The organism is Nonomuraea sp. NPDC049141, assembly GCF_040648415.1.
GTDB lineage: Bacteria > Actinomycetota > Actinomycetes > Streptosporangiales > Streptosporangiaceae > Nonomuraea.
The window spans coordinates 211,198-233,007 of sequence record NZ_JBEZDR010000016.1; the positions used below are offsets into that span (position 1 = coordinate 211,198).

Consider the following 21,810-nt stretch of genomic DNA (forward strand, 5'->3'; position numbering starts at 1 on the left):
AGGTCCGGCGCAATCAAGGGTGCGGCCCGACTGACCTGACTGTCCAAGACCTCTTCGCCCCGCGGCGATACCCTCAAGACATCGCCATCGAGTGACGGGAGGTCGACGATGGACGTGGATCTGCGGAAGATGCGTTATTTCGTGGCCGTCGCCGAGCGGCTGCACTTCAGCCGCGCGGCCGAGGATCTGCACATCGCCCAGCCAGTACTGAGCCGGCAGATCCGGTCCCTGGAGCACGACCTGGACGCGCAGTTGTTCGTCCGTGACAGCCACGGCGTCTCCCTGACCGAGGCGGGCCGACAGCTCCTCGACGACGCACGGAACCTGCTCACCGCCGCCGAGGCCACCCGCCGGCGGGTCCGCCGTGCCGCCCGCGGACCGCGTCGCCTCGCTGTCGGGTTCCGCACCGGGATCGTTGTCACGTCGGCGGTGCGGGCGTTCACCGCCGAGTACCCCGACGTCACCGTCGACGTACGGCACATCGAATGGGACGACCAGGCCGACGTGATCCTCGACGGAACGGTGGACATCGCCTACATACGGCCGCCCATCGCCCAGACAGGACTGAAGTTGTCCCCGTTGTACACCGAAGCCCGGCTGGCCACGCTCCGCGCGGACCATCCGCTGGCGGGGAAGGAGTCCCTGGCCGCCGCCGACCTCGCCGGTGAAACGCACATTCGCTACCTCGATATCGGCGCGTCCGGAACCCCAATCCGCACCGTGGAAGAGAAATTCGAGCACATCGCGGCCGGGCACGGAATCATGTTCCTTCCGGCGTCCATCGCCGCCTACTACACCCGCCCCGACATCGCCTACGTTCCCGTCACCGACATAGAACCCGACCAGGTCAACCTCGCCTGGGACGCGGCCCGCCGCTCACCACTGATAACTGCGTTTTCCCGCGCCGCCCGCGCCAACGCCCACTATCCGGGGCGGTTCACCGACACCTGACGCACCGGGCCGATCTATGTCCGCTCCTTCGCCAGTTCGCTGCGCGGGGCCGCTCGGGCACCGCTTTGTCCGAGGAGTTGTGTTCTCGTGCTGCTCACCTTATGTCCGGGCGCGGCCCGAGCACTAAAGCTTGCACTGGAATGCTGATCTTCAGCGGCGCCGGTGTGGGCGGTCGTCCCAGCGATGGGTGGTCCAGGACCGGCGAATCAAGCTACGCACGGTGATGATCGCGTCAGCGAGGTCGAAGAGTGCGTGGACTACGGTTTCGCGGCGTTCGTAGCAGCGGGCCAGCCGGTGGAAGGCGTTGTGCCAGGCGTTCGTTCGCTCGATATGCCAGCGCCGACCTGCTTGGATAGGCGCCTTGTCACCCTTGTGGGCAATCTCGCCGTGCATGCCGCGTGCTGTCAGTTCCTCGCGGGTCTTGGCGGAGTCGTAGCCGGCGTCCAGATGCACGGTGATGTCCTCCGGTAGCGGGCCGAGGCCTTCCAGCTTGTCCAGGGTGGGCGCCAGCAGAGGTGAGTCGTTGCGGTTGGCCGGGGCCAGCACTCGCCCTAGCGGAATGCCGTACCCTCGACCAGCAGCGAGCGTTTCATGCCCTGCTTGCCCCGATCGACCGGGGACCGTCCGGCCAGCTCGCCTCCGCCGGGCGCCTTGGTAATGCAGCCGTCCACCGCGATGTCTTCCAAGACCAGGCCGACGATCCGGTCGTAGGCATCCAACGTGATCTGCTTGAGCTGGGTGAACACCCCGAGTTTTATCCATTCGTCACGGCGGGTGCGGATGGTGGTCGCCGAGCAGGTGGTGTCGGCGATCGCATGATACGAGCACCCGAACCGCAGCACCTGGATCAGCTTGTCGAACACAAGCCGGTCGGCGATCCGCCGACGGTGACAGCCCAGCGGATGCGAGGCGGCGTAGGTCTGCCGGTCGGGCAGGAGGGCTTCGAACTGAACCCACAGCGGTTCGAGAAGCCAAGATGGCAGGACAGGCACGGACGACCTCGTTCTGATTACCGAGCGCATGCACCTCGATGATCTTGAGGCTCCGTGCTTCTGTTACTTCCCGCCCCACCCCAACGGCCTATCCGCGCGGCCTCTTACTCGCCATCGCTCGGCGCTCAGTTGACCACGTCGACTGGCGAGCAACCCGGTGAACCTTTCCGGTCGCCGCACTATCTGGAGGGCGCTCGTCTCCGCACTGTCAGCCGGACGTCGGCGCGACGTGCGAGTCCTGGGTGGAGCCGGTTAGGCCACCACTTGGCGGCCGCGCTGCCAGACGGCGGAGACGAGCGGGACGCCCGGTCGATAGGCCAGGTGAATGTGGGAGGGAGCGTCCAGCAGCATCAGGTCGGCGCGCGCACCCACCACAATCCGGCCCACGTCGTCGCGCCGCAGCGCCCGCGCTCCACCCAGTGTCGCCGCCCATACCGCCTCGTCGGGAGTCATGCCCATCTCCCGGACCGCCAGGGCGACACAGAACGGCATGCTGGTGGTGAAGCTGGACCCGGGGTTGCAGTCGGTCGACAGTGCCACCGTCACGCCCGCGTCCAGAAGGCGACGGGCGTCCGGGTAAGGGGCTCTGGTGGAGAACTCAGCCCCCGGCAGCAGAGTCGCGACCGTAGTCCCGGAGGCAAGGGCGTCCACATCCGCGTCGGTGAGGTGGGTGCAATGGTCGGCGGAGGCGGCGTTCAGTTCGACGGCGAGTTGGACGCCTGGTCCGTAGCTGAGCTGGTTGGCGTGGATCCTGGGCACGAGGCCACGCGTCATGCCACTCTCCAGTACGGCCCGCGCCTGGTCCCCGTCGAAGGCCCCTCGCTCGCAGAAGACGTCCACCCATCGAGCATGGGGAGCGCAAGCGTCCAGCATCCCGCCGGTCACCAGCTCCACGTACGCATCGGGGTCGTGCTCGGCCGGTACGACGTGCGCGCCGAGGTAGGTCACCTCGTCGGTGTGCTCTGCGGCGATGCGTAGCAGGCGGGCCTCGTCCTCGACGGTAAGGCCGTAGCCTGACTTGCACTCGATGACCGTGGTGCCCTGGCGCAGTGCCTCGCGCACCAGGCGGGCTACCCCGGCCGACAGCTCCTCATCGCTCGCCGCGCGGGTGGCCGCCACAGTCGTGCGGATCCCGCCTGCGGTGTAGGGCAGGCCGCGCATCCGCGCGTCGAACTCGGCTGTACGGTCACCCGCGAAGACCAGGTGGGCATGGGAGTCGACGAAGCCGGGGAGCAGGGCTCGGCCGTCGGCGTCGTACATCCGATCCGCCGCCGGAGCCCGCGAAGCCGGCCCCACCCAGGCGATCTCCTCACCGGAGACGCCCGAGCCGCCGGAGATGACGACGGCGGCGTCCGTGATGAGCCCGAGCGGGCCCTCACCCAGCAGGGGGTCGTTGGTGACCAGCGTGGAGATCCCGGTGATCAGGAGGCTTCCCATCGTGCCACCAACCGTGTGAGTCATGTCGCCAACCGCGCGAGAGCCTGCCGCAGCGCGCCTGCGACGTCGGGAACGAGCTGGTGGACGCCGCGCCGAACGATCACTCGGCCGCCCGCGACGACGTCGCTGACGTCAGCGGAGGTGGCCGCGAAGACGGCGGTCTCCAGACCGTGCGGCGGGCCCGCAGTCCGGACGGAGTCGAGGCCTGCAGTCCGGACGGAGCCGAGGGACGCGGTCCGGACCGAGTCGAGGGAGACCGTGACGAGGTCAGCAAGCGCGCCGACCTTCAGCGTGCCCGCCTCCGGCCAGCCCAGGGACGCGTGGCCGTCGGCGGTGGCGGCACGCAGGAGCGCGTCCGCCGTCCAGTGGCCGCGGCGACGGGTACGCAACCGCTCGTTCAGCTCCATGGCCCGAGCCTCCTCGAACAGGTCGATGACGGCCTGGCTGTCGCTGCCGAGTGACAGCGGCGATCCCGCGGCCTGCACCTCAAGAGCGGGTCCGATGCCGTCGGCGAGATCGCGTTCGGTCGTGGGGCACATGCACACCGTGGTGGCTGAGTCGCCGAGCAGCGCGATGTCCTGCGGGGTCAAGTGTGTGGCGTGTACGGCGGTGGTACGCGGCCCGAGCAGCCCGTGGTCGGCGAGCAGGCGCGTGGGCGTGACGCCGTATGCCGCCAGGCAGCCCTCGTTCTCGGCGGGCTGCTCTGACACGTGCGCGTGGATCGGGGCATGCCGCTGCGCCGCCCAAGCGCCGACCACCCCGAGCTGGTCGGCCGGAACGGCTCGGACCGAGTGGACGGCCGCGCCGAGGCGGGCGTGCTCGCGCTCCTTCAGCCCGCTAACCCGCTCGGCCCATGCCTCGCCTGAGCCGTCGCTGAACCTGAGCTGGGTCTCGTCCGGTGGAGCGCCGAACCCCGACGAGAGGTAGCAGGCGTCGAGCAGGGTGATCCGGATGCCGGCCTGGGCGGCGGCCTCGATGAGCGCCTCGCCCATCGCGTTCGGGTCGTCGTAGGCGACGCCTCCGGGCGCGTGGTGAAGGTAGTGGAACTCGCCGACGCAGGTGATCCCCGCGAGGGCCATCTCGGCGTAGACCGCCCGCGCCAGCTCCAGGTACTGGTCGGGGGTGAGGCTCGCCGCGACCCGGTACATGGTCTCGCGCCAGGTCCAGAAGGTGCCGCCGCCGAGCTGCGTGGCCCCACGCAACGCCCTATGGAAGGCGTGCGAATGGGCGTTGGCCAGCCCTGGGATGACCAGACCGTCCAGGACGACGGCGTCGCCGGGAGCGCTACCCGCTTGAAGGGAGACGATCCGGCCCGCCGCGACGTCGATGAGAACCCCGGACTCCAACGCGCCGGTCCACGCGTACCTCGCCCAGAACCGGCCGTTCACAGCAAATCCTCCAGGACAGCGGCCAGGGCGGCCACACCAGCGAGGCAGTCGGTCTCCTCGGCGTATTCCTCCGGAGAGTGCGAGACACCGGTCGGGTTCCGTACGAAGAGCATGGCAGTGGGAACGGCGGAGGCGAGAATGCCCGCATCGTGCCCCGCCCCGGTCGGCAGAACGGGAACCCCGCCAAGCCGAGCGGCCAAGCGGTCCCTGAGCGGCCGGTCGAATTCGACCACCGGGGTGAACGACTCTTGGGTGACCTCCGCCCCCGACTGGTGAATGATCTCTTTCACCAGCATGTCGAGAGTGGCGGAGTCAGCGGCCCGCGAGTCCAGCCAAGCAGTCACGCGGGAGGCGATGGCGTTGGTGCCGTTGGGCTCGACGGAGATCTTCCCGAAAGTAGCGAGCGCCCCGGCGAGCCTCGCCTGCTCGCGAGCGTTCAGGACCGTGGCGGCGTAGGCCAGCATCGGGTCGCGACGGTCCTCCAGACGGGTGGTGCCCGCGTGGTTGGCCTCCCCGTGGAAATCAAAGCGCCACCGGCCGTGCGGCCAGATCGCCGACGCGACGCCGACGGGGGCGTCGCCCAGGTTCCGACCCTGCTCGACGTGGAGTTCGACGTAAGCGCCGATACGCGCGAGCCGTTCGTCATCACGACCGATCGCGGCGGGGTCGTGCCCCGCACGCTCCATCGCGTCGCCGAGCAGGACGCCGTCCTGGTCCCTGAGAGACCGCGCGTGACCCGGCTCCAGAACCCCCGCCATCAGCCGGGACCCGACGCAGGCCACGCCGAACCTGGCACCCTCCTCGTCACCGAAGTTCACGATCGCGAGCGGGCGGCGGCGGCCGCCACCAGCCGTGCCCCGATCCCGGAGCGCGTCCAGGGCCGCGAACGCCGACACGACACCGAGCGGCCCGTCGTACGCTCCCCCGTCAGGCACCGAGTCCAAATGGGAGCCAGTGACGATGGCGTCCCCCGCCGAGGGGTCGCCGAACCAAGCCCACTGGTTGCCGTTCCGGTCGACCTCATAGGTCAGACCCCGCTTCAGCGCCTGCTCCCTGAACCAGGCCCGGCATTCGCCGTCGGCCGCGTTCCACGCATGGCGGCGATATCCGCCGGTCGCGTCATACCGACCGACGGGCAGGAGCTCGCGCCACATCCCCCGGAAATTGCCCTCAACCTGCGAAGGATCGATCACGCGTCGTCGCCTTCACGCATCGGGATCCGCACGCCGCGCTCCTGGGCGACCTCCGTGGCCCGGTCGTAGCCGGCGTCGACGTGCCGGATGACGCCCATGCCCGGGTCGTTGGTGAGCACCCGGCGGATCTTCTCGCCCGCGAGCGCGGTGCCGTCGGCGACCGTGACCTGCCCGGCGTGGATGGAACGGCCGATGCCGACGCCGCCGCCGTGGTGGATGGACACCCATGACGCGCCGGAGGCCACGTTCACCATGGCGTTCAGCAGCGGCCAGTCGGCGATGGCGTCGGAGCCGTCGAGCATGGCCTCGGTCTCCCGGTACGGCGAGGCGACGCTGCCGCAGTCGAGGTGGTCACGGCCGATGGCCAGCGGGGCGGAGATCTCGCCACGGGCCACCATGTCGTTGAACCGGTCGCCGGCCTTGTCCCGCTCGCCGTACCCGAGCCAGCAGATGCGCGCGGGCAGGCCCTGGAAGTGGACCCGCTCCCCCGCCAGCCGGATCCAGCGGGCCAGCGACTCGTTCTCCGGGAACAGGTCCAGGATCGCCTGGTCCGTCTTGGCGATGTCCTGGGGGTCGCCCGACAGCGCCGCCCAGCGGAACGGCCCCTTGCCCTCGCTGAACAGCGGCCTGATGTAGGCGGGCACGAAGCCGGGGAAGTCGAAGGCCCGCGCATAACCAGCCAGCTGGGCCTCACCCCGGATCGAGTTGCCGTAGTCGAACACCTCGGCCCCGGCGTCCTGGAAGCCGACCATCGCCTCGACGTGCTTGGCCATCGACTCCCGAGCCCTGACAGTGAAGCCCTCGGGGTCCTTGTCCGACTCGGCGGTCATGTCCTCGAACGCCACACCGATCGGGAGGTACATCAGCGGGTCGTGCGCCGACGTCTGGTCCGTGACGATGTCGATCTCCGCGCCACGCGCGAGCAGCTCCGGTACGGCCTGCGCCGCGTTGGCGACCACGCCGATGGACAGCGGCCGGCGCGCGTCACGGGCTTCGTAGGCCAGCCGCAGCGCCTCGTCCAGCGACGACGCCTTGACGTCGAGATAGCGGTGCTCGATGCGCCGGTCCACGGAACGCGGGTCGCAGTCGACGCAGATGGCCACCCCGCCGTTCATGGTGACGGCCAGCGGCTGGGCGCCGCCCATGCCGCCCAGGCCGGCGGTCAGGGTGATCGTCCCGGCCAGCGAGCCGCCGAACTTCTTGGCGGCCACGGCCGAGAAGGTCTCGTAGGTGCCCTGGAGGATCCCCTGGGTACCGATGTAGATCCAGGAGCCGGCCGTCATCTGCCCGTACATGGTCAGGCCGAGCTGCTCCAGCCGCCGGAACTCCGGCCACGTGGCCCAGTCTCCGACCAGGTTGGAGTTGGCGATGAGGACGCGCGGCGCCCATTCGTGTGTCTCCATCACGCCCACGGGGCGGCCCGACTGCACGAGCAGGGTCTCGTCGGCCTTCAGCGTGCCGAGTGTGCGGACGATCGCGTCGTAGGAGCGCCAGTCACGGGCCGCCTTGCCGGTGCCGCCGTACACGACGAGCTTGTCGGGATGCTCGGCGACCTCGGGGTCGAGGTTGTTCATGAGCATCCGCAGGGCGGCTTCCTGCTGCCATCCCTGGGTGTTGAGCGTCGTGCCACGTGGAGCCCGAACCGGGCGCGGACCGCTGCTCTGGTCCATGTTCCTGACCTCCCCAACTGCATAACTATTCATGCATGTCTATCTTGAATAAATACATTCAGTCAATAGCTAGTCCGTGAACAGGCCGCGCGAGGCCGCCGACTGCTCGAACGCCTCCAGGCGGGCCTGCGCGCCCGGGATCTCGTCGACCATGGTCTCCAGCAGGACCCGGCCGAGCATCATGGGCGCGCAGGCCGTGTCGAAGATCAGCTCCGTGCCGACCGGCGCGGGCAGAGCCACGTCGGACAGGTCCGCCGACGGCGCGAAGGCGTTGTCGGCGATGGTGACCACGCTCAGCCCCGCCTTCTTGGCGGCGGACAGGCCGTCCATCAGCTCGGCGGGGTAGCGGGGCAAGGCGAAGCAGAGCAGGGCGCTCGCCCCGGCGTCGGCCGCCTGCTCGATGCGGTCGGCGAGCATGGAACCGCCCTCGTTGAGCAGGCGTACATCGGGGTGGACCTTGGCGGCGAAGTAGGCCCAGCCCGCGGCCTGCGCCGCGGCCGCGCGCAGGCCGAGCACGAGCAGCGGCCGGGAGGGGGCCAGCAGCCGGGCGGCCTTGACGATCGCCGTCATGTCCGACAGCGAGCCGGCCAGGTGCTGCAGGTTGGCGATCTCGGTGCGTACCGCCCGCTGGGTCTCGCTCAGGACCGCGCCCTCGCTCGTCTCGCCCCGGCCCGCCGAGTCGGGCAGGCCGAGCTCGCGGATCTGCTTACGCAGCGCGGGGTAGCCGTCGTACCCGAGGGTCATCGCGAACCGGGTCACCGACGGCTGGCTCACCCCCGCGAGCTCGGCGATCTCCACGCTGGACAGGAAGGCCGCCTGCCCCGCGTGCTGCACCAGGCAATGCGCGATCCGCCGCTGGGCGGGGGTCAGCCGATGCCCTTCGAACAGGCGCAGCAAGCGAGCCTCCGGCGCGACATCGTCGGTGTTCATGACTCTCCAGGGGTTACAGATCGGCCAGTGCGTCGAGGAGACCGGCAGCCGCCGAGACGTCCGCTGTTAGCGGCCGGTCCTCCATCGATAGCTCAAGATTGTCGTCCACCAGCGCGTACGCGCGGCCTACCGGCAAGTCCCAGGCCGCCTTCACGCTGTTCGAGTCAAGCTGACGCAGGGCACGGACGGCGGCGACGAGCTCGCAGCCGAGCACCAGCCGGAACGCCTCGACGGTCCGCAGCACCTGGCGGGCGGCCTGCGAGGCGAAGCTCGCGGCCTCCTCCACGCTCCGCGACAGTACGGCATGGCCGGACGAGGCCGGAGTCGCCGCGTTCCGCAGCTCGGCGAGAGCGGCGTTCGCGCTGTATTCGAGGATGAGCACCCCGGATCCGGCCGACGCCCCATCGGCGAGGAACGGACGCAGCCCCGTGATGCCCGGCTCCGCCAGGGCCGCCAGCCGCGCCGCCGACAGCCGCGCGGTCGGCAGGAGCGCGAGAGACAGCTGGTCCAGCGCGAGGGCCACGTGAGCCGAGAAGAAACCCCCGTGATGGTACGACGCCGGCCCCCCGTTGGGGCCGTCCGCGCTGATCAGGGGGTTCTCCGCGCCCGCGTTGAGCTCGACGGCCAGCACCCGCTCCAGCGCGTCGGAAGCCTCCAAGGCCGGTCCATGGATCTGCGGAAAGCAGCGGAAGGCGTACGGGTCCTGGATGCGGCCGGTCGGGGGCGCGGGCCAATCCGGCGCGCCGACGAGCCGGCGGACCTCGGCGGCGGCACGGACGTTGCCCGGATGCGGGCGCGCGGCGTGCACCGGCTCGGCGAAGGCCTCCAGCGAGCCGTCGACGGCCAGCAGGGAGAGCGCGGCCACCACATGGGTGGCCCTGAGCAGGCGTTCCAGGCTGTGGCGGGCCAGCGACGCCTGTCCCAGGGTGAGGGCGTTGCTGCTGATCAGGGCCAGTGCGTCGCCGGTTTCGAGGCTGATCGGAGGTGGCGGGGTGGGACCGCCGTGCCAGGGGTGCTCTCCGGCGAGGGCCAGGCCGAGCTGGGACAGCGCGGCCAGATCGCCGGTGCCGACCGCGCCGTACTCGTTCACCGGCGGGTGCACTCCGGCCTGGAGCGCCACGGTGAGCCCGCGGACCACCTCGGGACGGAGCCCGGCGCTGCCCACCAGGAGCTGGTTGAGCCGGACGATCATCATCGCCCGGACCTGCCTGGCCGGCAGGAGTGCCCCTATCCCGCCCGCGTGGCTGCGCAGCAGGCGCAGACCGTGCAGGTCGAAGTCGGCGGGGTCGACGTCCAGGCTGCGGTTGGCGCCGACGCCGGTGCTGCGTCCGTAGACGCGCCCGGTGGCGACGAGGCCGGCGGCCCTGTGCCACGACCGTTCGACCTTGTCGTAGGCGAGCGGGGGCACCTCCACGCCGGCTCCGCCGTCGGCGATCAATGCGACCGTCTGGCTGTCGAGGCCATGTCCGTTGAGCTCGATCTGTGGGACGCCCACGCCTACGATTTGAGACGCCACGATCTTCAACTCCCCTTCACCTGCATAAAACCTACTATTGACACATCTTCATTCGTGCTTGAGTCTGCATGAATACATGCAGAGCGGCAAGGGTGGTGTCCATGATCCGATTCGAGTCAGTCACAAAGAGGTTCGCCAACGGCACGACAGCCGTGGACGACCTCTCCGTGGAGTTCCTCGAAGGAGGCATCACGGTGCTGGTCGGCTCCTCCGGTTGTGGCAAGACCACCACGCTCCGGATGATCAACCGGCTGGTCGATCCCACCTCCGGCACGGTCAGCCTGGGCGGGCGCGACGTACGAGAGCTGCCCGCGGCTCAGTTGCGGCGTGGCATCGGATACGTCATCCAGCAGGCGGGCCTGTTCCCGCACCGGACGATCCTGGACAACATCGCCACCGTGCCGACGCTGCTCGGCTGGGGCCGGCGCAAGGCCCGCGCCAGGGCCGCCGAGCTGCTCGAGGTCGTCGGCCTGACCGCCGAGTCCGGCAAACGCTATCCCCACCAGCTCTCCGGCGGCCAGCAACAGCGCGTGGGCGTCGCCCGCGCGCTGGCCGCCGACCCGCCCGTCCTGCTGATGGACGAGCCGTTCGGGGCGGTCGACCCGGTGGTCCGGACCCTGCTCCAGGACGAACTGATCCGGCTGCAGGCCGAACTGCACAAGACCATCGTCTTCGTCACCCACGACATCGACGAAGCCGTACGGCTCGGCGACCGCATCGCGGTCTTCCGCACCGGCGGGCACATGGTCCAGTTCGCCCCGCCCGAGGAACTGCTCGCCCGGCCGGCCGATGACTTCGTCGCCGGATTCCTCGGGGCGGAACGCGGGCTGAAGCTGCTCTCCCTCATCTCGCTGCAGAATGTGCCGTACGAGCCGATCGCAGCGGTGAAGACCACGGACACGGCCGCGCGGGCGCGCGCGGAGGCGACAGGGCGGTGGCTGCTCGCGGTCTCCCCCGACGGCAAGCCCGCGGGCTGGCTGGACGTCCAGGCGCTCGACGGGTCGGATTCGATCGGGCAGGCGGCTCTCACCCCGGTGCGCGGCCTGACCGATTCCGACTCACTGCTCTCGGCGCTCAACGAGACCGTCTCCTCGCCCACTGGGATGGCGGTGCGGGTGGACGCGGCGGGCGTGCTGGTCGGGGCGTCCAGAGACGACGTCGTGCACGCTCATCAGCGGAGCCTCGCATGATCATCGAGTGGGGCTGGCTCACCACGCACACCGACGACCTGCTGGCGCTCACGCTGGACCACCTGGCGACGGCGATCCCTGCCGTGCTGCTCGGCCTGCTGATCGCGCTGCCGCTCGCCGTGGTCGCCCAGCGGGTCCGTCCGCTGCGCGGACTCCTGCTCGGCATCTCCAACATCATGTTCACGGTGCCGTCGCTGGCCTTGTTCGTCCTGCTGCTGCCGATCACGGGGCTGACCAGGACGACCGCGATCGCCGGGCTGACCGTCTACACCCTGGTCGTCCTGCTCCGGAACACCGTCGAGGGGCTTGACAGCGTGCCCGCCAAGGTCCGGGAGGCCTCCCTCGCCATGGGTACGGGGCGGCTCGGCACCCTAGTTAAGGTCGAGTTCCCGCTCGCGCTACCGGTGATCATGGCTGGGGTACGGGTGGCCAGCGTCATGACCATCTCCCTGGTCAGCGTGGCCAGCTACATCGGGTACGGCGGCATCGGCCAGCTGTTCACCGACGGCTTCCAGCGCAGTTTCCCCACCCCCGTGCTCGCCGGAGTGGTCCTCACGCTGCTGCTCGCGCTGGCCGCCGACGCGGTGCTCGTCCTTGTGCAATGGCTCTGCACCCCCTGGATCCGCAAGGGAGCGCGCGCATGACGGATCTCTTGTCCCAGCTGGCCGCCTGGCTGACCTCCGCCGGTCAGTGGGCCGGGCCGGAGGGCATCGCCCAGCGGCTGCTTGAGCACGTGGAGTACTCCCTGCTCTCCACGCTCGTCGCCGCGCTGATCGCCCTGCCCATCGGGTTGTTCATCGGCCACACGGGCCGCGGCGCGTTCCTCGCCATCAACCTCGCGGGCTTCGGTCGTGCCCTCCCGACCGTGGGCATCGTCACCCTGGTCTTCCTGGTCAGCGGCCTGAGCATGACCCCGGTGTACATCTCCCTGGTCGCGCTGGCCATCCCGGCGATCGTGACCAACACCTACGCGGGCATGGCCGCGGTCGAGGCGGACATCAAGGACGCCGCCCGCGGCATGGGGATGACCGGGCTTCAGTCCCTGTGGCGGGTGGAGATCCCGCTCGCCGCTCCGCTGATCATGACGGGAGTGCGGTTGGCGACCGTACAGGTCATCGCTACCGCCACCATCGCGGCCTACGTCAGCTTCGGCGGTCTCGGCCGGTACATCTTCGACGGACTCGCCCAGCGCGACCTCACCCAGGTCATGGGCGGCGCCGTCCTCGTCGCGGCCCTCGCCGTACTCGTGGACCTCGTCCTCGCCGGAATCCACCGCATCATCTTCCGCCATCGCCTTACTTGATCTTGATGGAGCCTTCATGAATCGCCGGAACTTCGTCGCGGGCGCGCTCGCCCTCGCCGTACTCCCCGTGCTGGCCGCCTGCGGCGGCGGCACGACCAGCCTGAACACGCCGCCAGCCGCCACAGGGTCCGCCGCCGGGGCGGCGGACGCCACGATCGTGATCGGTACGGCCAACTTCTCCGAGAACCAGATCCTCGGCTACCTCTACGCTGACGTCCTCGAGGCCGCGGGCGTGAAGGCGACGGTCAAGCCCAACCTCGGCTCGCGGGAGATCGTCGTGCCCGCGCTGCAGAACGGCGACATCGACCTGCTGCCCGAATACCAGGGCAACCTCCTGCTGTACTTCGACCCCAAGGCCACCGCGAGCGACTCCGACGCCCTGCAGCAGGCGCTCACCGCCAAGCTGCCGAAGGGGCTGTCGGTCCTGCCGCCCGCGGTCGCCGAGGACGCGGACGTCTTCACCGTCACCAAGGAGACCGCGACCAAGTACGGCCTCAGCACCCTCGCCGACCTGGCCAAGCACAACGGCCAGCTGGTCTTCGGCGGCCCCCCGGAGGTCAAGACCCGCCAGGTCGGCGTGGTCGGACTCAAGGACGTCTACGGTGTCGAGTTCAAGGGGTTCAAGTCCCTCGACGCCAGCGGCCCGCTGGTCAAGGGAGCCCTGAAGAGCGGCGGCGTCCAGATGGCGAACCTCTTCAGCACCGACGTGGACATCGCGAAGAACGGCTGGGTCGTACTGGCCGACCCGAAGCACCTCATCCCGGCCCAGCGCGTCGTCCCGCTGATCCGCACCGACAAGGCCACCGACACGGTCAAAACCGCGCTGGCCAAGCTGAACACCGCGCTGACCACCGAGGAGCTGAGCAAGCTCGATTCGCTCGTGGACAACGACCACAAGGACCCCGACGAGGTCGCCGCCGAGTGGGTCAAGGCACACGGCCTGTAGAGCTGACCCTCAATGGCCGGAGACCAGGGTCTTGAGCGCGATGATGGCCAGGCCGAGGATGAGGTTGGCGATTCCGGAGACGATGATGACGTTTCTGGAAGCGCCGATCTGGACCGCGGCCGTGACGGCCCAGCCGACCTGACTCGCCACCGCGACACACAGCGCCGCCCAAGCCGCCACCGTGTTGGACATGCCCAGCCCTGAGGCCAGGGCGGCGGCTATGGAGGGCGGAAACGAAGCCTGTGCCAGCGGCCATTCGCTCCTGGCGACCGCCCGCAGGTTTCCCCAGGTGAAGGGCCGGGCGGGATACCCGGAACCCACGACCTGGACGTAGACATGGGTGATCCAGAACACCACCCCCGTACAGATCAGGAGAATCACTAGATCCGCCGGAGTCGGCGGTCCACCCTCCGCCGCAGAGCCGGCGACCACGGAAGCCGCCAGCAGCGACCCGTACACAGCACCCCCGGAGTGCACCCGCTCCGATGCCGCACCCGTTTCACGCCCGTTCATGAGTGCAGTGTCCTTTGCGCCCGTCCGATCAGCCGATCGACGGGCGCTGGCATGTACAGACTTGGCGCAGTACTTCCCAGGATCTGCCGACAAGTCGATCACGCCGGCCCGGGAGAGGTGGCACCACCGAACAAAGGCTGGACGGCATCTATCAGGCAGCAGCTCTATGTGATGTGATGACTACTGTCTGTAATCGCCATGCACCGTCCCTCCGCTCCCCCGAAGGAGAACAAGCATGCGCTTGAATCGTGCGGCCCTGATCGCCGGTGGCACCGCCCTGGCCACCGTCCTCCTGTCTGCCCACCCGGCAATGGCGGCTCCACCCGGTTCGCCGGGAGGTGGCTGCCTCGCCGAAGGGCAGATCGGCAGCTACCTCTCCAAAGAGGGCAGCGCGAAAGCCACCTTCTCCACCGGGTTCCTCAACGAGCTGAAGAGGGCCGGAATCAGGTTCGAAACGCTGGACCCGATCGAGCTGGTCGACGGCGGCACCGCCGCCTGGATGCCCATCGGCGAACGGTACGACAACATCGAGACGCCCAGCGGGCGGGTCTGCTACCCCGGCGGGTTCCGCTTCAGCAACGACGAGACGGGCGCGACGTACGAGATCGACACCTTCTGGGTGCTGTTCGCGGCCATGGGTGACAGCAAGTTCTTCGCCACACCCATCGTCAACGGGCACCCCCGGCCCGGTGGTGAGCTGACCATGGTGAACTTCAGCGTCCCGCAGGCGCTGGCCCCCGGCAATTTCGTCCCGCACAACGGAGGCGTCGGCCCGCTCAAGGTCATCCTGTCCATGGATCGGGGCTGGGCCTCGGACCTCAACAAGGAACTCGGCACCAAGTTCTCCGGCGGCATGCACTGGGCCGATCTGGACATCGCCTGGCAGGGCCCGCCCAGCCGGCCCGTCAAGTCCGGCTCCTCGCTCGGCATGCTCGGGCTCAAGGTCATCAGCGACGCCATCCGGGGCCAGGGCGGCTCCGGCCTGCCCCTGCCGAAGCCAGGAGGTTTGTTCTAAGCGCGTTCATGGATCGCCGCCGACAACAGTGACGAGCTTTTGAAGATTCCTTTACAGAGAGTAATATGACAACTACTTTAAGTGAGTCACTGCACGTCAGAGGCACTGCGATGCCTCTCCTCGACGAAAGGTCATGCTGTGCGTGCTCTTGTTCGTCTCGCTCAAACGATCGTGATCGGCGCCGTGGTTTTCGCCGCCGCGCCGGTCTCCGCCGCCCATGCCGGCGCACCGTCCATCCCACCGCCCAGCGCTTCTTGTTTCCGGTTTCCGTACTTCGGCCCCAAGGGACACGCGAACTTCGACTTCGGCTCCGACATCGTCAAACTCTTCAATGAGCGCGGCGTGCAGGTGGAGGGCATCGCGCCCATCGAGGCCAAGCCCGGTAACAAGGGCATCTATATGCCCATCGGCTGGAAACAGGACCACATCGACCCGTGCAACGGCGTCTACTACCCCGGCGGCTTCATCCTCAATGACGTCAAGAGCGGACACAAGATCGCCATCCACGACATCTACCTGCGTGCCGACGGGACACACACCCAGGTGGAGATCGACGGGAAGCCTCAGGGCGAGCAGCTCGTGGCCACGTACAAGCTGCACGAGTTCGCCTGGAACGTGCCCACGCCGCGCCCACTCGAGGGCGGTATCGGACCCAAGTACTGGCCTTTCTACGTCAGCGCGTACCTCAGCCGGACGGTCAAGGACCTGACCGGCATCTCGCTGAACGAGGGCGACTACCTGGCCAACCTCGACGCGGTCGTCCAGTACGTGCCGTAGGCGACGCCCCCTGACCTGAGCTCCACCGGGCCGTGCCCCGGGGCACGGCCCGGTACTCGCGAATCGAGAAACAGATGCAACTGACCAGCGCTCGGAGCCGGTGGACGTGGATCGCCGGCGCCTCCGTCGCCGTCCTGACGGCCACGGTGCTCCTCGGTCCCACGATGCGGCCGAGCACGGCGAGCAGCCACTGGGACGCCCCCGCCACCACCCTCAACAAGCAGATCGACGCCACCGATCTGTACGCCTTCACCAGCCCGGAACGGCAGGACACGGTCACGATCGTGGCCAACTACATCCCTTTCCAGGCTCCGTACAAGCCGTACCAGTTCGACACCGACGCCCGCTATGAGGTGCACGTCGACAACACCGGTACCGGCAAGGCCGCGATCACCTACCGATGGACCTTCACCAACAAGGGCCTGCCGGTGCCCTCCCTCATCCGCAAGCGCGAGCACAAGGCCGGCCCGCTGGACTCCCTGGTCGAGCAGAGCTACACACTGACCAGGCTGCGCGACGGCAAGTCGGAGACTCTGGTCCGCGACGGGTACGCCGCCCCCACCGACATGGGCGTCCTGGTCACTCCCAACTACCCGGCGCTGCGCCGCAAGGCAGTCGTCGACCTGCCCGGCGGGGGCAAGGTGTTCACCGGCACCACCGCCGACCCGTTCTACTCCGACAACCGCGCCGTCAACCTGCTCAGGTTCGGGCTCCCGTTCTTCCCCGTCAAGACCGGCGTGCCGCTGAACGTCAGCTCCCTGGCCCTGCAGCTCCCCAAGTCGGAGCTGGCCTTCGGCGGTGACCCGGCCCGCAACCCGGTCATCGGCGTCTGGACCACCGCCTCCCGTAAGTCGAGCGGCCTGCTCGGCTCGGGCTCGGCCGACTACAGGCAGGTCTCCCGGCTGGGTAACCCCAACTTCAACGAAGTGATCATCCCGCTCAAGCAGCGCGACCACTTCAACACCCTGCGGCCGGACGGTGACGAGAGCGGCAACCTCGTCGTGCCGGCCACGCTCGACCCCGACCAGGCCACGGTCGTCGCCAAGCAGGCGAATGTCACGGCACCTCCGGCACCGCGCAAGGACCTGGAGCAGATCTACCTCACCGGCCTCACCAAGCGGGCGGACGGGCCGATCAAGCAGGATCTCAACTCCCACCTGCTCAACCAGGACGCCTCGCGCGTCGTCAAGGCGGAGGAACTGCGGCTCAACATGAGTACGCCCGTCACCACCGCACCCGACAAGTACGGCATCCTCAAGGGCGACGCCGAGGGCTACCCCAACGGCCGCCGCCTCATAGACGACGTCGTGACCGTCAACCTGCGGATGCTCCTGGGCGAACCCGCGGGCCGGGGCGCGCCGGGCCTCATCGCCGAGGACAACCCGGCGTTCCTGCTCAAGCCCATCACCGGCAGCTTCCCCTACCTGGCGCTGCCCGTCACCGCCACCGGCTGAACCACGATGAGTAGCGTACGGCGATTGCTGCCCCTGCTGGGATGTGTGCTGCTGGGCTGCGTCCTGCTGACCCTGTACACCCCCGGCGGACTCCTGCGCCGGGACGAGCCCCCTCACGCACCAGCGGGCTGGTCACCGTACGACCTGGCCGGATCGATCGAGGCCGCCCAGACGCGCCTGCGCCGTCAGCCCGACGACGCGGCGGTCTGGGCGAGCCTCGGCGGCATGTACCTGGAGCAGGCCCGCCGCACCACGGACACCGCCTACTACGCCAAGGCCCAGGGCGCGTTCGAACGTTCACTGCGCCTGCCCACGGGCGACGGGCAGCCGTACATCGACGCCGTGATCGGCATGGGCGCGCTGGCCAACGCCCGGCACGACTTCGCCGGCGCGGTGCACTGGGCCGAGCGCGCCCGCGAGGAGGCGCCGTTCCGCTGGGCTCTGTACGGCGTGCTCACCGACGCCCACCTCGAACTCGGCCAGTACGAACAGGCCGAAACCGCGCTGCGCCGCATGCTCGACGGCCGCCCCGACCTCGCCTCCTTCACCAGGGCCGCCCGTCTGGAACACCTGCGCGGCAGGCCCGGCCCCGCCCGCGAGGTGCTGCGCCGCGCCTGCGCGATCCCCGGCGACGCCGCCGAGTATGCCTTCTGCCAATGGCAACTAGGCGAGCTCTCCTGGAACAACGGCGACCCTCGAACCGCACTCACCGCCTACGCCCAGGCGCTGGCCGCCGACCCCGAACACGTCGCGTCGCGGGCCGGCAAGGCGCGCGCGGAGGCCGCGCTCGGCCACACCGACCAGGCCCTGCGCGACTATGCCACCGCCGTCGCGCGCTCCCCGTCGTTCGTCGTCGAGTACGGGGAACTGCTCGAACACCTCGGCGACGGGGACGGGGCCAGGCGGCAGTACGCCGTCTTCACCGCCCAGCACAGGCTGCTGGCCGCGAACGGAACCGTCGACAACCTGGCCATGGGCATGTTCGAGGCGAACCACGGCGACGCGGAGGCCGCGGTCCGGCACCTGCGGGCGGAATGGAAACGACGCCGGAGCGTCGAGGTCGCAGACGCGCTCGGGTGGGCACTGCACCAGGCCGAGCGCCATGCCGAGGCCGCCACCTACGCCGCCCGGGCTGACGCGCTCGGCGGGCGCAACGCGCCTTTCGCCTATCACCGGGGCGAGATCGAGCACGCGCTCGGACACACCGCCGCCGCCCGCGCCCACCTGAGCAGAGCGCTGTCCATCAACCCGCACTTCTCCCCGGCCGGGGCGACGCGGGCGCGGGCACTGCTCGCGGAGATGCCATGATCACGGCACTCGTCGCCGCCGCGGTGCTGGCGGCGCATCCACTGGGGAACTTCAGCATCAACCACTACGACGGGCTGACGATCCACCGCGACAGGATCGAGCACCTCGCCATCGTGGACCTCGCCGAGATCCCCACCCTGCAACAGCCGCCGACCGGCCCCGCGGACACCCACGCCCGTCGCACCTGCGCCGAGTTGCGGGACGCCGTCCGCGCGCAGGCCGGAGGGCGGCTGCTGACCTGGCGCGTCACCGACGCCTCCTTCGCCTACCGGCCGGGCGTCGCGGGGCTGCGCACCAGCAGGCTCACGTGCCGCCTGACCGCGCCGCTCCGCGTTGACCGGCCGCTCGTCCTCACCTTCGCCAACGGCTACCGTGTCGACACCGTGGGCTGGCGGGAGATCACGGCCAAGGGGAACGGCGTGCGCCTGCGCGACTCCAACGTCCCTGCGCGAAGCGTGTCGGGCGAGCTACGCGACTACCCCGCCGACCTGCTCAGCTCACCGCTCGACGTACGCCAGGCGCGCCTGACGGCGGAACCGGGCGAGGGCGGTTCCGGCACGCCGGCGGAGGTGCCGGGTGTGGACGCCGTCACCCGCTACACCGGCCTGCTGGCCGGCCGGCTCAACACACTGATCGGCGCCGACCGGCTGACCGTGCCGCTCGGGCTGCTGGCCTTGCTGTTGTCGCTGACACTGGGCGCCGTGCACGCGGCGATGCCCGGCCATGGCAAAACCGTCATGGCCGCCTACCTCGCCGGACGGCGACGACGGTTGCGGGACGCCGTCACCGTCGCGGCCACGGTCACCGCCACCCACACAGCGGGCGTGCTGGCTCTGGGGATGCTGGTCACGGTCGCCAGCGCGATCGCCGGTGAGGTGGTGCTGAGCTGGCTCGGCGTGGCGAGCGGACTCCTCATCGCCATGATCGGCGCCGGTCTGCTCTGCTCCGCCTTCCGTAGCCGGACCCGCCACGGTCATGGGCACGGACACAATCATGGGCACGGGTACCGGAGGGGGGCGGGTGGGGTCGTGGCGCTGGCTGTGGCCGGTGGGCTGGTGCCCAGCCCGTCCGCCCTGGTGGTCCTGCTCGGTGCGATGGCACTGGGACGCACCGCGTTCGGCGTCCTGACCGTGGTGTGCTACGGACTCGGCATGGCGGTCACCCTACTGATTACCGCGCTCGCCCTGCGCGGGCTGGGCGACCTCACCCTCGGTGGGCGGATGCAGCGATTGCGCCCGTACAGCGCCGCCATGACGGCCACACTCGTCCTGCTCGTGGGCACGGGTGTCACTTTGCGCGCGGTGGCCGCTCTCGTATAAAACCTCCGGCGGTCAATAGTCGGTAGGAGGCGAGGTGAAGGAGGCCGGTGGCTTCCAGCGCTGGCTGCCGAATCGGGCCAGGGCCTCCACCAGCTCGGTCCGCTGCTTCTCGGTCATCGGGCCGAGGACGCAGACGGCGACCCTCTCACGAACGATGAATGAGCCGGGGTGCGGAGAGAACCATCCCGCCGGCCGCATCTGCTTCGAGTGGGGCGCGTCGTGCGTGAACCGTATGTGGACTCCGGCGTACCGGTACCACGATGACAAGCTCTTGATCTCCTCGATGTTGACGGTCTTCATCTGGTCCCAGCTGAACTCGCGCCTCCCCGTGTTGCCAGTGGTCGCGATGCACTCCGGCCCGATATGCAGTGACCACGCGGGTGCCCGCTGGCTCAGGGCCGCGTGCCTCAGCTCCCGGAACGTGTTCACGACTGCGCCAATAACGCATCCGAGGGCGCCCAAGGCGGCAAGGATCCCTGACACGAAGGGGATCATCCAGGGATTATCCGAGTTGGCCGGCCCCGGCGCGTGGACGTGTGGCAGCGAGAAGTAGATGCCCAGCGCTGCCCCCAGCAACAGGATCACCGCCCAGAAGAACCAGTAATAACCTGGCTTGCCGAGTCTGGCCGCATAGGCGGATGCCGGCTCCTCGCCTGTCCAGGACATCTCGAACGCACCATGTGGTTCGGGCAGCCGCCTCGTGGGGGCCGTGGTCTTCGTACCCGACGGTGGAGGCGGCACGACCGGGCCGGACGCGCCCACGTCCTGGGTCATCCGCAGGCGTCCGATGCGCTCGTGGACCTCAAGCGCTGACTTGGGACGGTGCTCGGGGTCGCGATCCAGCAGCTCGGCGACGAGAGCCGTCAGAGCCGGCGGCAGGTCCGGGCGGAGCGAGTCGACTCTTGGCGCCTCCTCGTCCAGCTTGCGTCGCATGATCGCCAGACTGTTGTGTCCGGTCAGCGGTGGTCGGCCGGTGAGCATGGCGAACAGCACAGCGCCGAGCGCGTACAGGTCCGAGCGCGCGTCCCCGCGTTCGGTGAGGAACTGTTCGGGCGCACCGTACTCCGGAGTGCCGGCCGGAGACAGCTGGGAGGATCCCGCCAAGGTGAACGCGGTCTGGACGAACCCTGCGATCCCGAAGTCGACGACCTTCACCTGTCCGTCAGGGGTGAGCATCACGTTGTGCGGCTTGATGTCGTAGTGGATGACGCCGGCGTGGTGCGCGGCAATCAGCGCTGTGCAGATCCCGTCGGCGATCTCCAGCGCCCGGGCGGCATCCATGGGGGCCTCGTCACGGATGTGCCGCGTGAGCGGAGCACCCTCGACCTTCTCCATCACGAGGAAGAGCACGTCCTCGTGGACGCCGCGGTCGTGGAGGGCGACCACGTTCGGGTGGTTGATCTGCGCGGCGGCCACCGCCTCGCGTTCGAAGCGTTCGGGCAGGTCCGGTAAGGCCGCGTCGGCGAGGACGAGCAGCTTGAGCGCGACGTCGCGGCGTAAGGTGCGGTCCCGCCCGGCCCATACCTCGCCCATGCCACCGCGGCCGAGGCGCTCGGCCAGCTCGTACCGGCCCGCGATCATCTCACCGCGTTGCATCCCACCTCCGATGACGCTGGCATGTCAGAAAGCAGGATACGGCCGGTAAGGGCCGCTGACACAAGGTGTGGATCTCCCGATGATGGGCCCGTCCGGCTCCCTCGCGACCCGCTCTCACTACCGTGCGTGACAGGCCTGTTGTCCGCCCGACCCCACTGAGGTGTACGGCGTCCGCGCGCACGGTTGAGGGTTTCCAGCAGCATGATGTGCTGGTTTGACTGGGTATCAGGCGTTCTGCCGAGAAATGGAGACGGCCATCGCGTCATCCTCGAGAACATGACCTGGACCGATGGAGGCGATGACCGCACACAG

At 69.3% G+C, this 21,810-nt stretch carries 18 protein-coding genes and 1 pseudogene; 10 read left to right on the plus strand and 9 right to left on the minus strand.

All coding sequences use genetic code 11. The annotated features are described in order from the left end of the window. Window positions 1-108 precede the first annotated feature (108 nt). A complete protein-coding gene (locus AB0B91_RS41000; RefSeq protein ID WP_358332059.1) occupies window positions 109-951 on the plus strand; it encodes a LysR substrate-binding domain-containing protein in 843 nt (280 codons plus the stop codon). Window positions 952-1,101: 150 nt separating this feature from the next. Here AB0B91_RS41000 and AB0B91_RS41005 read toward each other — a convergent pair. The 7 genes and pseudogenes from AB0B91_RS41005 to AB0B91_RS41035 form a co-directional block, all read right to left on the minus strand. Then, a pseudogene (locus tag AB0B91_RS41005) lies at window positions 1,102-1,943 on the minus strand (IS5 family transposase). Window positions 1,944-2,195: 252 nt separating this feature from the next. After that, window positions 2,196-3,380 carry an imidazolonepropionase gene (gene hutI, locus AB0B91_RS41010; protein WP_358332062.1) on the minus strand — a complete coding sequence of 395 codons (1,185 nt, stop codon included), beginning with the start codon at window positions 3,378-3,380 and terminating at the stop codon, window positions 2,196-2,198. A gap of 20 nt (window positions 3,381-3,400) precedes the next feature. After that, on the minus strand, window positions 3,401-4,768 hold the full coding sequence (locus AB0B91_RS41015) for a formimidoylglutamate deiminase (protein ID WP_358332065.1): 1,368 nt from the start codon (window positions 4,766-4,768) through the stop codon (window positions 3,401-3,403). Continuing rightward, window positions 4,765-5,922, minus strand: coding sequence for an allantoate amidohydrolase (locus AB0B91_RS41020; protein WP_358332264.1), 1,158 nt, complete (start codon window positions 5,920-5,922; stop codon window positions 4,765-4,767). Before AB0B91_RS41020 ends, AB0B91_RS41015 begins: the two co-directional genes overlap by 4 nt. 35 nt (window positions 5,923-5,957) lie before the next feature. After that, window positions 5,958-7,664 (minus strand): urocanate hydratase, encoded by a 1,707-nt coding sequence (gene hutU, locus AB0B91_RS41025; RefSeq protein WP_358332068.1) that lies wholly within the window; start codon window positions 7,662-7,664, stop codon window positions 5,958-5,960. A 36-nt stretch (window positions 7,665-7,700) separates the two neighbouring features. After that, complete coding sequence (locus AB0B91_RS41030; RefSeq protein ID WP_358332071.1) at window positions 7,701-8,561, minus strand: MurR/RpiR family transcriptional regulator; 861 nt, start codon at window positions 8,559-8,561, stop codon at window positions 7,701-7,703. Between the two features lie 13 nt (window positions 8,562-8,574). Continuing rightward, a complete protein-coding gene (locus AB0B91_RS41035) occupies window positions 8,575-10,056 on the minus strand; it encodes an aromatic amino acid ammonia-lyase (protein WP_358332074.1) in 1,482 nt (493 codons plus the stop codon). A 122-nt stretch (window positions 10,057-10,178) separates the two neighbouring features. Between AB0B91_RS41035 and AB0B91_RS41040 the strand changes: the two genes are divergently transcribed. From AB0B91_RS41040 to AB0B91_RS41055, 4 genes are read left to right on the plus strand one after another with little or no spacing between them, the layout of a single operon-like run. Next, window positions 10,179-11,267 (plus strand): ATP-binding cassette domain-containing protein, encoded by a 1,089-nt coding sequence (locus tag AB0B91_RS41040; RefSeq protein WP_358332077.1) that lies wholly within the window; start codon window positions 10,179-10,181, stop codon window positions 11,265-11,267. After that, a complete protein-coding gene (locus tag AB0B91_RS41045; RefSeq protein ID WP_358332080.1) occupies window positions 11,264-11,911 on the plus strand; it encodes an ABC transporter permease in 648 nt (215 codons plus the stop codon). Before AB0B91_RS41040 ends, AB0B91_RS41045 begins: the two co-directional genes overlap by 4 nt. After that, window positions 11,908-12,570, plus strand: a complete 663-nt coding sequence (locus tag AB0B91_RS41050) for an ABC transporter permease (RefSeq protein WP_358332083.1) — start codon at window positions 11,908-11,910, stop codon at window positions 12,568-12,570. The genes AB0B91_RS41045 and AB0B91_RS41050 overlap by 4 nt, the downstream gene beginning before the upstream one ends. Before the next feature lie 16 nt (window positions 12,571-12,586). Continuing rightward, window positions 12,587-13,516, plus strand: a complete 930-nt coding sequence (locus AB0B91_RS41055) for an ABC transporter substrate-binding protein (protein WP_358332086.1) — start codon at window positions 12,587-12,589, stop codon at window positions 13,514-13,516. A gap of 9 nt (window positions 13,517-13,525) precedes the next feature. On the opposite strand, the gene AB0B91_RS41060 is transcribed toward AB0B91_RS41055, so the two are convergent. Further along, on the minus strand, window positions 13,526-14,029 hold the full coding sequence (locus AB0B91_RS41060; protein ID WP_358332089.1) for a hypothetical protein: 504 nt from the start codon (window positions 14,027-14,029) through the stop codon (window positions 13,526-13,528). A 235-nt stretch (window positions 14,030-14,264) separates the two neighbouring features. On the opposite strand from AB0B91_RS41060, the gene AB0B91_RS41065 reads away from it, so the two are divergent. The 5 genes from AB0B91_RS41065 to AB0B91_RS41085 all read left to right on the plus strand — a co-directional run bounded on the left by AB0B91_RS41065 (window position 14,265) and on the right by AB0B91_RS41085 (window position 19,902). Further along, complete coding sequence (locus AB0B91_RS41065; RefSeq protein WP_358332092.1) at window positions 14,265-15,044, plus strand: hypothetical protein; 780 nt, start codon at window positions 14,265-14,267, stop codon at window positions 15,042-15,044. Between the two features lie 138 nt (window positions 15,045-15,182). After that, window positions 15,183-15,821 carry a hypothetical protein gene (locus AB0B91_RS41070; protein WP_358332095.1) on the plus strand — a complete coding sequence of 213 codons (639 nt, stop codon included), beginning with the start codon at window positions 15,183-15,185 and terminating at the stop codon, window positions 15,819-15,821. Window positions 15,822-15,895: 74 nt separating this feature from the next. After that, window positions 15,896-17,275 carry a DUF4331 domain-containing protein gene (locus tag AB0B91_RS41075; protein ID WP_358332098.1) on the plus strand — a complete coding sequence of 460 codons (1,380 nt, stop codon included), beginning with the start codon at window positions 15,896-15,898 and terminating at the stop codon, window positions 17,273-17,275. A gap of 24 nt (window positions 17,276-17,299) precedes the next feature. After that, complete coding sequence (locus AB0B91_RS41080; protein WP_358332100.1) at window positions 17,300-18,583, plus strand: tetratricopeptide repeat protein; 1,284 nt, start codon at window positions 17,300-17,302, stop codon at window positions 18,581-18,583. After that, a complete protein-coding gene (locus tag AB0B91_RS41085; protein ID WP_358332103.1) occupies window positions 18,580-19,902 on the plus strand; it encodes a High-affinity nickel-transporter in 1,323 nt (440 codons plus the stop codon). The genes AB0B91_RS41080 and AB0B91_RS41085 overlap by 4 nt, the downstream gene beginning before the upstream one ends. Window positions 19,903-19,914: 12 nt before the next feature. Here AB0B91_RS41085 and AB0B91_RS41090 read toward each other — a convergent pair whose 3' ends face one another. Then, window positions 19,915-21,498, minus strand: coding sequence for a serine/threonine-protein kinase (locus AB0B91_RS41090; protein WP_358332106.1), 1,584 nt, complete (start codon window positions 21,496-21,498; stop codon window positions 19,915-19,917). Window positions 21,499-21,810: the final 312 nt, after the last annotated feature.

Bases quoted from the DNA above. Each gene is read 5' to 3' on its own strand.
- AB0B91_RS41000 (WP_358332059.1), top strand. From the start codon at position 109: ATGGACGTGGATCTGCGGAAGATGCGTTATTTCGTGGCCGTCGCCGAG.
- hutI (WP_358332062.1), bottom strand. From the start codon at position 3,380: ATGGGAAGCCTCCTGATCACCGGGATCTCCACGCTGGTCACCAACGAC.
- AB0B91_RS41020 (WP_358332264.1), bottom strand. From the start codon at position 5,922: ATGTGGCGCGAGCTCCTGCCCGTCGGTCGGTATGACGCGACCGGCGGA.
- hutU (WP_358332068.1), bottom strand. From the start codon at position 7,664: ATGAATAGTTATGCAGTTGGGGAGGTCAGGAACATGGACCAGAGCAGC.
- AB0B91_RS41030 (WP_358332071.1), bottom strand. From the start codon at position 8,561: ATGAACACCGACGATGTCGCGCCGGAGGCTCGCTTGCTGCGCCTGTTC.
- AB0B91_RS41040 (WP_358332077.1), top strand. From the start codon at position 10,179: ATGATCCGATTCGAGTCAGTCACAAAGAGGTTCGCCAACGGCACGACA.
- AB0B91_RS41045 (WP_358332080.1), top strand. From the start codon at position 11,264: ATGATCATCGAGTGGGGCTGGCTCACCACGCACACCGACGACCTGCTG.
- AB0B91_RS41050 (WP_358332083.1), top strand. From the start codon at position 11,908: ATGACGGATCTCTTGTCCCAGCTGGCCGCCTGGCTGACCTCCGCCGGT.
- AB0B91_RS41055 (WP_358332086.1), top strand. From the start codon at position 12,587: ATGAATCGCCGGAACTTCGTCGCGGGCGCGCTCGCCCTCGCCGTACTC.
- AB0B91_RS41060 (WP_358332089.1), bottom strand. From the start codon at position 14,029: ATGAACGGGCGTGAAACGGGTGCGGCATCGGAGCGGGTGCACTCCGGG.
- AB0B91_RS41065 (WP_358332092.1), top strand. From the start codon at position 14,265: ATGCGCTTGAATCGTGCGGCCCTGATCGCCGGTGGCACCGCCCTGGCC.
- AB0B91_RS41075 (WP_358332098.1), top strand. From the start codon at position 15,896: ATGCAACTGACCAGCGCTCGGAGCCGGTGGACGTGGATCGCCGGCGCC.
- AB0B91_RS41085 (WP_358332103.1), top strand. From the start codon at position 18,580: ATGATCACGGCACTCGTCGCCGCCGCGGTGCTGGCGGCGCATCCACTG.
- AB0B91_RS41090 (WP_358332106.1), bottom strand. From the start codon at position 21,498: ATGCAACGCGGTGAGATGATCGCGGGCCGGTACGAGCTGGCCGAGCGC.